The organism is Micromonospora sp. NPDC049580 (assembly GCF_040675595.1).
Classification (GTDB): domain Bacteria; phylum Actinomycetota; class Actinomycetes; order Mycobacteriales; family Micromonosporaceae; genus Micromonospora.
The window spans coordinates 1-8,529 of sequence record NZ_JBFAPG010000276.1; the positions used below are offsets into that span (position 1 = coordinate 1).

6 protein-coding genes and 1 pseudogene are annotated in these 8,529 nt (G+C 72.4%); 2 read left to right on the forward strand and 5 right to left on the reverse strand.

Features of this window, described 5'->3' with window-relative positions; translation table 11 throughout:
- A pseudogene (locus tag AB0J68_RS20845) lies at positions 1 to 201 on the reverse strand (RNA methyltransferase); the annotation flags it as partial.
- A 71-nt stretch (positions 202 to 272) separates the two neighbouring features.
- On the opposite strand from AB0J68_RS20845, the gene AB0J68_RS20850 reads away from it, so the two are divergent.
- Positions 273 to 2,120 (forward strand): thiamine pyrophosphate-requiring protein, encoded by a 1,848-nt coding sequence (locus AB0J68_RS20850; RefSeq protein WP_363940026.1) that lies wholly within the window; start codon positions 273 to 275, stop codon positions 2,118 to 2,120.
- 10 nt (positions 2,121 to 2,130) lie between these two features.
- On the opposite strand, the gene AB0J68_RS20855 is transcribed toward AB0J68_RS20850, so the two are convergent.
- The 4 genes from AB0J68_RS20855 to AB0J68_RS20870 all read right to left on the reverse strand — a co-directional run bounded on the left by AB0J68_RS20855 (position 2,131) and on the right by AB0J68_RS20870 (position 7,059).
- Positions 2,131 to 4,332 carry a transglycosylase domain-containing protein gene (locus tag AB0J68_RS20855; RefSeq protein WP_363940027.1) on the reverse strand — a complete coding sequence of 734 codons (2,202 nt, stop codon included), beginning with the start codon at positions 4,330 to 4,332 and terminating at the stop codon, positions 2,131 to 2,133.
- A 193-nt stretch (positions 4,333 to 4,525) separates the two neighbouring features.
- Positions 4,526 to 5,293, reverse strand: a complete 768-nt coding sequence (locus AB0J68_RS20860) for a hypothetical protein (protein WP_354861717.1) — start codon at positions 5,291 to 5,293, stop codon at positions 4,526 to 4,528.
- 180 nt (positions 5,294 to 5,473) lie between these two features.
- Entirely contained in the window at positions 5,474 to 6,580 is a 1,107-nt protein-coding gene (locus tag AB0J68_RS20865) for an SPFH domain-containing protein (RefSeq protein ID WP_354861715.1), read from the reverse strand.
- 5 nt (positions 6,581 to 6,585) lie between these two features.
- Entirely contained in the window at positions 6,586 to 7,059 is a 474-nt protein-coding gene (locus AB0J68_RS20870) for an NfeD family protein (protein ID WP_363940030.1), read from the reverse strand.
- A 121-nt stretch (positions 7,060 to 7,180) separates the two neighbouring features.
- Here AB0J68_RS20870 and AB0J68_RS20875 point away from each other — a divergent pair, with 121 nt between their 5' ends.
- Complete coding sequence (locus AB0J68_RS20875) at positions 7,181 to 8,494, forward strand: serine hydrolase domain-containing protein (RefSeq protein ID WP_363940031.1); 1,314 nt, start codon at positions 7,181 to 7,183, stop codon at positions 8,492 to 8,494.
- Positions 8,495 to 8,529: the final 35 nt, after the last annotated feature.

Genomic DNA, 8,529 nt, shown 5'->3' on the forward strand with positions numbered 1-8,529 from the left:
GCCGGCGCGCAGCGCCCGGCGCAGCACCAACTCGCCCTCGGCGATGAACAGGCCGTGCGGAGGCTCCCAGCGGGTGCGCAGCTCGACGTCGGTGAGCGCGCGGTAGTCGGCGATCCGGTCGTCGTCGGGGTCGGTGATCTCGTGGACGGGCACCCGCCGATTCTGCCGGACGGCCGACCCCCGCTCCGGATGGCCGCCCAACGGGGCGTTTTGTCCGGTCGAGACGGGGAACGACCGGTGGAATACCGGACCCGACGGGAAGGACCAGCCAGGTGAGCGCAGACCACACGGCACCAGGCGAAGCGGGCGCGCTGCCCCGGCGACCGACCGTCGCGGACCACATCGTCTCCCGCCTGTTCAGCTGGGGCGTGCGGCGCTACTTCGGCTATCCCGGCGACGGCATCAACGGCATCACCTCCGCCCTGCAACGCACCAACGAGCGCGCCCAGTTCGTCCAGGTCCGGCACGAGGAGACCGCCGGCTTCGCCGCCTCCGCGCACGTCAAGTACGGCGGCGGGCCGCTGGGCTGCGCGCTGGTGACCAGCGGGCCCGGCGCCATCCACCTGCTCAACGGCCTGTACGACGCCAAGCTCGACCACCAGCCGGTGGTCGCCCTCGTCGGGCACACCGCGGTGACCGCCGAGGGCGGCGGCTACTACCAGGAGGTCGACCTCCTCGCCCTCTACAAGGACGTCGCGGCGGCGTTCCTGGCCCAGCTCGACCACCCGGCGCAGGTGCGTCACCTCGTCGACCGGGCGTGCCGCACGGCGCTGTCCCGGCGTACCGTCACCGCCCTGGTGCTCCCGTCGGACCTGCAGGACGAGCCGGCCATCCCGGACCCGCCGCACGCGCACGGCTACTACCACACCAGCAACGTGCCGAGCAGCACGCCGACCATTCCGCCGCAGGCCGACCTGCGCCGCGCCGCCGAGGTGCTGCGCGGCGGCGAGCGGGTGGCCATGCTGGTCGGGCAGGGCGCGCTCGGCGCGCAGGACGAGGTCCGCGAGATCGCCCACCGGCTCGGCGCCGGGGTGGCAACCGCGCTGCTCGGCTTCACCGTCGTCGACCATCGCGAGCCGTGGGTGACCGGCGCGATCGGGCTGCTCGGCACCCGGCCCAGCTGGCAGCTCATGACCGGCTGCGACCGGCTGCTGATCGTGGGCAGCAACATGCCGTACTCGGAGTTCTACCCGCCACCCGGTCAGGCCCGCGCGGTGCAGATCGACCTGGACGGCACCCAGCTCGGGCTGCGCTACCCGACCGAGGTGAACCTGACCGGCGACGCCCGTCCGACCCTGCGGGCGCTGCTGGACGAGCTGGGCCCCGGCCCCGGGCCGACCGCCTGGCGGGCCGAGATCGCCGAGACCACCTCGGCCTGGCGGCGTGTCCAGCGCGACCTGGCCGCACAGACCGCCGACCCGGTCAACCCGCAACTGCTGTTCACCACGCTCAGCGACCGGCTCCCCGACGACGTGATGCTCGCCGTGGACTGCGGCACCGCGACCGCCTGGTACTCCCGGCACGTGCAGGTCCGGCCCGGGATGCTGGCCAGCCTCTCCGGCACGCTGCTGTCCATGGGTGGCGCCATGCCGTACGCCCTGAGCGCCAAGTTCGCCCACCCGGACCGGCCACTGGTCGCGCTGATCGGCGACGGGGCGATGCAGATGAACGGCGTCAACGAGCTGATCACCGTGGCGAAGTACTGGCGCGGCTGGGCCGACCCGCGGTTCGTGGTGCTGGTGCTCAACAACCGGGACCTGGCGTTCGTCAGCTGGGAACAGCGCTCCAGCGAGGGGACGCCGATGTTCCCGGACAGCCAGCAGCTGCCGGACATCGGCTATCACCAGTGGGCCCAGGTGCTCGGGCTGCACGGAGAGCTCATCGACGCGCCGGAGCAGGTGCCCGGCGTCTGGGAGCGCGCGCTGACCGCCGACCGGCCGGTCGTCATCAACGCGCTGGTCGACCCGGCCGAGCTGATGCTGCCGCCGCACTTCACCGCCGAGCAGGCCCGCAAGACCGCAGCGGCGGTGCTACGGGGCGACACCGACTGGGCCGGCATCATCCGCCGCGGCCTCCCCGCGACGATCGCCAGCTACCGCCCCCGCCGCCGCGAGCGCTGACCCCGCCGGGTCAGCCGCGGCGGTCGAGCCAGCGTTGCAGGGCCGAGCGCGGGTCCTGGCCCTGGGTGGGCTGCTGGCGCTCGGGGACGGCGGGGCGCTCCACCGGGCGGCGGGGCTCGCCGGCCAGCTCGCGGCTCGGCGCGACGAACGCCATCTCCGGCTGACCCTTCACCGCCGTGGCGATGACCCGGGCGACCGCGTCGATCACCTTGCTCTGCACCGCCGAACCCACCGAGTCGGCGGGATCGTCCGGGTTGGCGGCGATGCCGGCGACGGCCACCTGCGGGGTGAAACCGACGAACGTCTCGGTGGCGTTCTCCTCCGAGCTACCCGTCTTGCCGGCCACCGGCCGACCGCCGAGGATGTCGTTCACGCCGGTGGCGGTGCCGCCGTTGCACTGCCCGTACGGCGACTGCTGGCCCACCGGGCAGCGGGCCGCGTCGGTCGCGGCGCGCGCCACGTCGGCGTCGAGGACCCGCTTGCAGGACGGCTGGCCGACCGGCACCGTCGCGCCCTTCGCGTCGGTCACCGAGACCACCGGCACCGGCGTGCAGTAGGTGCCCTCGGCGGCCACCGTGGCGTACGCGTTGGCCAGGTCCAGCGGGGTGGTGGCGGCGACGCCCAGGGTGAACGACCCCCAGTTCGCGGCGTTGTCCTTGGCGAAGGCGGCGTCCGTGTCGGCGCGGAAGGTGATGCCCAGCCGCTGCGCCATCTCCACCACCTTGTCCTGGCCGACCTGCTCGGCCAGCCAGACGAAGTAGGTGTTCACCGAACGGCCGAAGCCGTCCCACATCATCCGGTACCCGTCCATCCAGTCCGGGTTGGCGTTCGCCGGGCACCAGCGGCCGTCGCAACTGCCCGGCCCCTCGGCGGCGTACCGGGTGGGCAGCTTGGCGGGCGCGTCGAACCCGGTGGAGAGGGTACGGCCCGACTCCAGCGCGGCGAGCATGGTGAACAGCTTGAACGTCGAACCCGCCTGGTAGCCGTCGACACTGGCCCCACCGGAGATCAACGGGTTGACGGTGTTCGGGTAGTTCGCCTGCCCGGCCGGGTTGTCGGCGAGGCTGTAGTGCCGGTTGACCGCCATCGCCAGCACCCGCCCGGTGCCCGGCTGCACGGCCGCGATCGGCAGGGCGCGCTTGTTGTCGTACCCGTACACCTTGGTGGCCTGCTGCTGCGCGGTCGCCTGGACCTGCGGATCGAGCGAGGTGACGACGGTGTAGCCGCCCGAGCGCAGGGCCTGCTCGCGCTCGGCGGTGGTGGCGCCGAAGGCCGGCTGGGTCAGCCACCACTGGCGCAGGTAGTCACAGAAGTAGCCCCAGTCGTCGTGGCCCTGGGCGACGGCGGTGCAGCCGTTGGGCTGCGCGGTCGGGTGCAGGGTCAGCGGCTCCGCCTTGGCCTGCGCGGCCTGCGCGGCGGTGATCGCGCCGGTGGCGGCCATCGAGTCCAGCACGTACGACCGGCGGGCCAGCGCCTCGTCCTTGTCGCCGCTGATCGGGCTGTACGCGTCCGGGGACTGCACCAGGCCGGCGAGCAACGCCGACTCGGCGAGGGTCAGGTTCGCCGGCGGCTTGCCGAAGTAGCGCTGGCTGGCCGCCGCGATCCCGTACGCCCCGGAGCCGAAGTAGGCGATGTTCAGGTACCGGTTGAGGATCTCGTCCTTGCCGAGGCTCTTCTCCAGCGCGCCCGCGTACCGGATCTCCTGGAGCTTGCGACCGACGGTCGGGTCGGTGGCGGCGGCGCGCTCCTGCGGCGTGCGGGTGGGGTCGGTCTTGAGCACGTTGCGGACGTACTGCATGGTCAGCGTGGAGCCGCCCTGCTCGGTACCGCCGCCCTTGACGTTGGCGACCAGCGCTCGGGCCAGGCCCCGCAGGTCCGCGCCGCCGTGGTCGTAGAACCGCCGGTCCTCGGCCGCCACGATCGCCTGCCGCATCACCGGGGCGACGTCCGCCAGCGCGACGTCGGTGCGGTTCACGTCGTAGAACGTGGTGAGCAGCGTCTTGCCGTCGTTGGCGTAGAGGTACGAGCGCTGCGGGGTGGCCGGGGTCTTCAGCGAGGCCGGCAACGCGGCGTACGACCCGATCGCGGCGCGCGCGGCGAACCCGACCAGCAGGTTGCCCGGGAGCGCGGCGACGGCCAGGGCGAGCCCGGCCAGCACGCCGGCGAGCAGCACGGTGAACAGCCGCGACAGCGGCGAGCGAGAGGCGGCCATGCTCCCCAGGATTGCCACAAAAACCGCCAACCGACCACCCCCGCCTCCCAACTGTCACCAACTTCACGGCCCCCGCCCAGCCCCCACCCAGCCCCCGGCCCGCGTTGATCATGAAGTTATTGCCACGACACGCCGAGGCCGAAGGCAATAACATCATGATCAACGGCAGCGGGAGGACGCCCGCGCGGGCGCTTCAGGGGTTTGGGGTGCTCAGGCTGGCGTTGGCGGCGTCTCGGGCGGTTTCGCGGGGCATCAGGCGGCCGGAGCGGTAGCCGATGCCGATGCCGGCGATCAGCACGAAGATCGCGCCGAACGTCTGTAGCGAGCCGATCAGGGCACCTCCCAGGCCCAGCAGCGGTGCGGCGATGATCAGCATGATTCCGTCGCCGAGGCTGAAGGTGCCCGAGCGGGCCACCGCCCACCCGGTGAGGAACCAGCCCACGCTGTAGAACGTCGCGCCGAGCAGGACCAGCGAGCGCGCGGTGGTGCCGAAGACCGGCGTCTGCTCTTCGAGCCCGGCGAAGGGCAGCATCAGCACGGTGCCGGCGATGCTGATCAGCAGGCCGGCGGCGGCCACCCGGCGGCTGCGCGTGGCGGCCAGTAGGCCCGTGAGGGCCAGGAGCGCGAGCAGGCCGAGCCAGACCGCGGCCACCCAGCCGATCAGATACACGGCCCGGCCGTCGGCCGGATAGGGGTCGTTGCCCACCCCGCCGTCGCTGGCCATCGCCACCGCGCCGTAGAGAATGGCGTACGCGGGCAGCAGCCACACCGCGGCCCGCGCGAACCGGCGTACCGACCAGGCCCAGCTGGCATTCGTGGCCGGGGCGCCCGGGGTCGGCTCGCCCACGAAGGGCAGTACGCCGAATCCTCCACCGGTGCTCCGGGAGCCCAGTGGGGCGACCGGGTCGTGCGCGCCGGGCACCGGGGCCGAGGACCACATCCGATTCGCCGGATCCTTCATGCGTCACCTCGCTCGTCCGCGAGCGGTGCGAGACGCGCCGGGGCGCCCCGATTGCCTGGTCACCACCCGTCCTAGGACCGATCGTGGCAGGCATCGGAGCGCCCCATGAGCATTTTTCGCATTAAGGCCGCGGGCCGGAGCCTCCGTTCGAGGCTCGCCCTGTCCGGCCGACGTGCCGGATCAGCCGCGCTCGCGCTGGTCGGCCGGGTCCTCGGTCAGGCTGGCCGGGGTGACCGGCTCCGGCGCGGGCAGCCCCTGCGGCTTGTTGCCGCCGGTGGCCTGCGCCTCGGCGACGCGTACCTCGTCGTGGATCTGCTGAGCGGCGTCCGCCGCGGCCTGCGCCGCCTCCGCGGCCTCGCGCTCCACCTGGCTCGCGTGGTCGGCGGCCTCCGGCGCGGGAAGGTCCCCGACCATCTGGCTCAGCCCACCGAGCGCGCCACCCATCCCCTCCAGGGCCTTGGTCAGCTCGGCCGGGATGATCCAGACCTTGTTGGCGCTGCCCTGGGCGATCTGCGGCAGAGCCTGCAGGTACTGGTAGGCGAGCACCTTCTGGCTCGGGTTCGCCTGGTGGATCGCGTCGAAGACCGTCCGGATCGCCTTCGCCTGACCTTCGGCCTGCAGGATCCGGGCCTGCCGGTCACCGTCGGCCCGCAACACCGCCGACTGCTTGTCACCCTCGGCGGTGAGGATCACCGACTGCTTGTGGCCCTCGGCGGTCAGGATCGCCGCACGGCGGTCCCGCTCGGCGCGCATCTGCTTCTCCATCGAGTCGCGGATGCTGGCCGGCGGCTCGATCGCCTTGATCTCGACCCGGGTCACCTTGATGCCCCACCGGCCGGTGGTCTCGTCGAGCACGCCCGAGAGGTGCCGGTTGATCTCGTCCCGGCTGGTCAGTGCCCGCTCCAGGTCCAGGGAACCGATCACGTTACGCAACGTGGTGACTGTCAACTGCTCGATGGCCTGGAGGAAGCTGGAGATCTCGTAGGTCGCCCGGACCGAGTCGACCACCTTGAAGTACAGAACCGTGTCGATCGAGACCACCAGGTTGTCCGAGGTGATCACCGGCTGCGGCGGGAAGCTGACCACCTGCTCCCGCATGTCGACCTTGGTGCGAACCGCGTCGATGAACGGCACCAGCAGGTTGAGGCCGGGATTGAGGGTGCGCTTGTACTTGCCGAGTCGTTCCACCACGTCCTGGCGCTGCTGCGGCACGATCCGCACCGCCTTGGCCAGCGTTATCACGGCGATCAACGCCACCGCGATCACCAGCACCCCGACTGTTGTCATCCCGTTCACCCTCTCGCTTCCGGCAAGTCGCCGGCGGAAGAAACATCGTCCTGCCAGACCAGGGCGGTCGCGCCCCGGACCTTAATCACCCGAACCCGCTCGCCGGGCTCGAAAGTCTGCGTCGTGTCGTACGGCCGGGCACTCCACAGCTCCCCGTCGATCTTGACGAGGCCACTGTCGGCGTCCACCCGCTCCAGCACCAGCGCCGTGGAGCCCTCGATCGCCTCCACGCCGAACGGCTGTTCGCCGCTCTCCAGCGCCGAACGGCGGTGCCGCTTGATCACCGGTCGCGCCACCACCAGGCTCAACGCGGACACCACCGCGAAGACCAGGGCCTGCACGGCCACCGGCGCACCCAGAGCGGCGGCACCGGCGGCGGCGAAGGCGGCGAGCCCGAACATGATGAGAAAGAGGGTCGTCGTGAAGATCTCGGCGACCGCCAGCACCACACCCAAAACGATCCACACCACGGCGTCCACACCACGATCCTGACACGCAAACGCACGCGCGACCTCCCCCCGAAGATCAGTAGGCTCGACCAGGCCCCTTTCCGGCCCGCCGAAACGCCACCGACCAGCGGCCCGACCCCAGGAGATCCCCTTGACGCTGCTGCCCGAGACCGCCCGGCAGATCGACGCCCGGGTCGCGCAGGCCCAGGCCGACGGCCACACCCCGTCGCTGGTGCTGGGCGTGGTGTGCGACGGCACGCTGGCGCACCTGGCCACCGCCGGCGCGCACCCCCGCCCGCACGCCGACCTCCAGTACCGGTTGGGCTCGATCAGCAAGACCATGACCGCGACCCTGATCATGCAGTTGCGCGACGCGGGCCGGCTCGCCGTCGACGACCCGGTGGAGCGCCACCTGCCCGGCACCAGCGTCGGCGCGCTCACCCTGCGCCAACTGCTCGCGCACGCCAGCGGCATCCAGCGCGAACCCGAGGGCGACTGGTGGGAACGGGCCGCCGGCGTGGACCTCACCACCCTGCTCGCCGGGGTCACCCCCGACAAGATCGCCTACCCGCCGCACCTCACCTACCACTACTCCAACCTGGCGTACGGGTTGCTCGGCGGCATCCTCGAACGACTCACCGGGACGCCCTGGGCCGACCTGCTCAACGAGCGGATCCTCACCCCGCTGGGCCTGCGCCGCACCACGTACGCGGCCAGCGAGCCGTTCGCCCGTGGCTACGTCGTGCACCCCTGGCACGACACCCTGCGCGAGGAGCCGCGTACCGACACCGGGGCGATGGCCCCGGCCGGGCAGCTCTGGTCGACGATCGAGGACCTGGGCCGCTGGGCGGCGTTCCTGGCCGACCCCGACCCGTCGGTGCTGGCCCCCGAGACGCTTACCGAGATGTGCTCGCCCGTGGTGATCAGCGACCAGGAGTCCTGGAGACACGGCCACGGCCTCGGGGTGGAGCTCTTCCGGGAAGGCGACCGGGTGTACGTCGGACACGGCGGCTCCATGCCCGGCTACGTCGCGTCGCTGGCCGTGCACCGGCCCAGCCGCACCGCTGTCGTCGGCTTCGCCAACTCCTACGGTTTCCGTACCGGGCACATCGGCGGGCTGGGCCGGCAACTGCTCACGCTGGTGCTGGACGCCGAACCCGCCCCGGTCACCCCGTGGCTGCCGGCCACCGCCCCGCCGCCGGCCGAACTCGCCGAGCTGACCGGCCGCTGGTGGTGGATGGGCACCACCATCGAGGTGTACGCGGACGCCGCCGGCGACCTGCACGCCGGCCCGGTCGGCGCACCGAACCTCCGGTTCGTTCCCGAGGGCCCGGACCGCTGGCGGGGTCGGGCCGGTGGGCAGGACGGCGAAATCCTCACGGTGCGCCGCGACGGACAGGGCCGCGCGGTCGCGCTGGACATCGCCACCTTCGTCTACACCCGCAGCCCCGACCAGGAGCCCTGAGAACCGCCCGCCCGTCGCCCCGGCACGCCGCCGGG

Bases quoted from the DNA above. Each gene is read 5' to 3' on its own strand.
- AB0J68_RS20855 (WP_363940027.1), bottom strand. From the start codon at position 4,332: ATGGCCGCCTCTCGCTCGCCGCTGTCGCGGCTGTTCACCGTGCTGCTC.
- AB0J68_RS20860 (WP_354861717.1), bottom strand. From the start codon at position 5,293: ATGAAGGATCCGGCGAATCGGATGTGGTCCTCGGCCCCGGTGCCCGGC.
- AB0J68_RS20865 (WP_354861715.1), bottom strand. From the start codon at position 6,580: ATGACAACAGTCGGGGTGCTGGTGATCGCGGTGGCGTTGATCGCCGTG.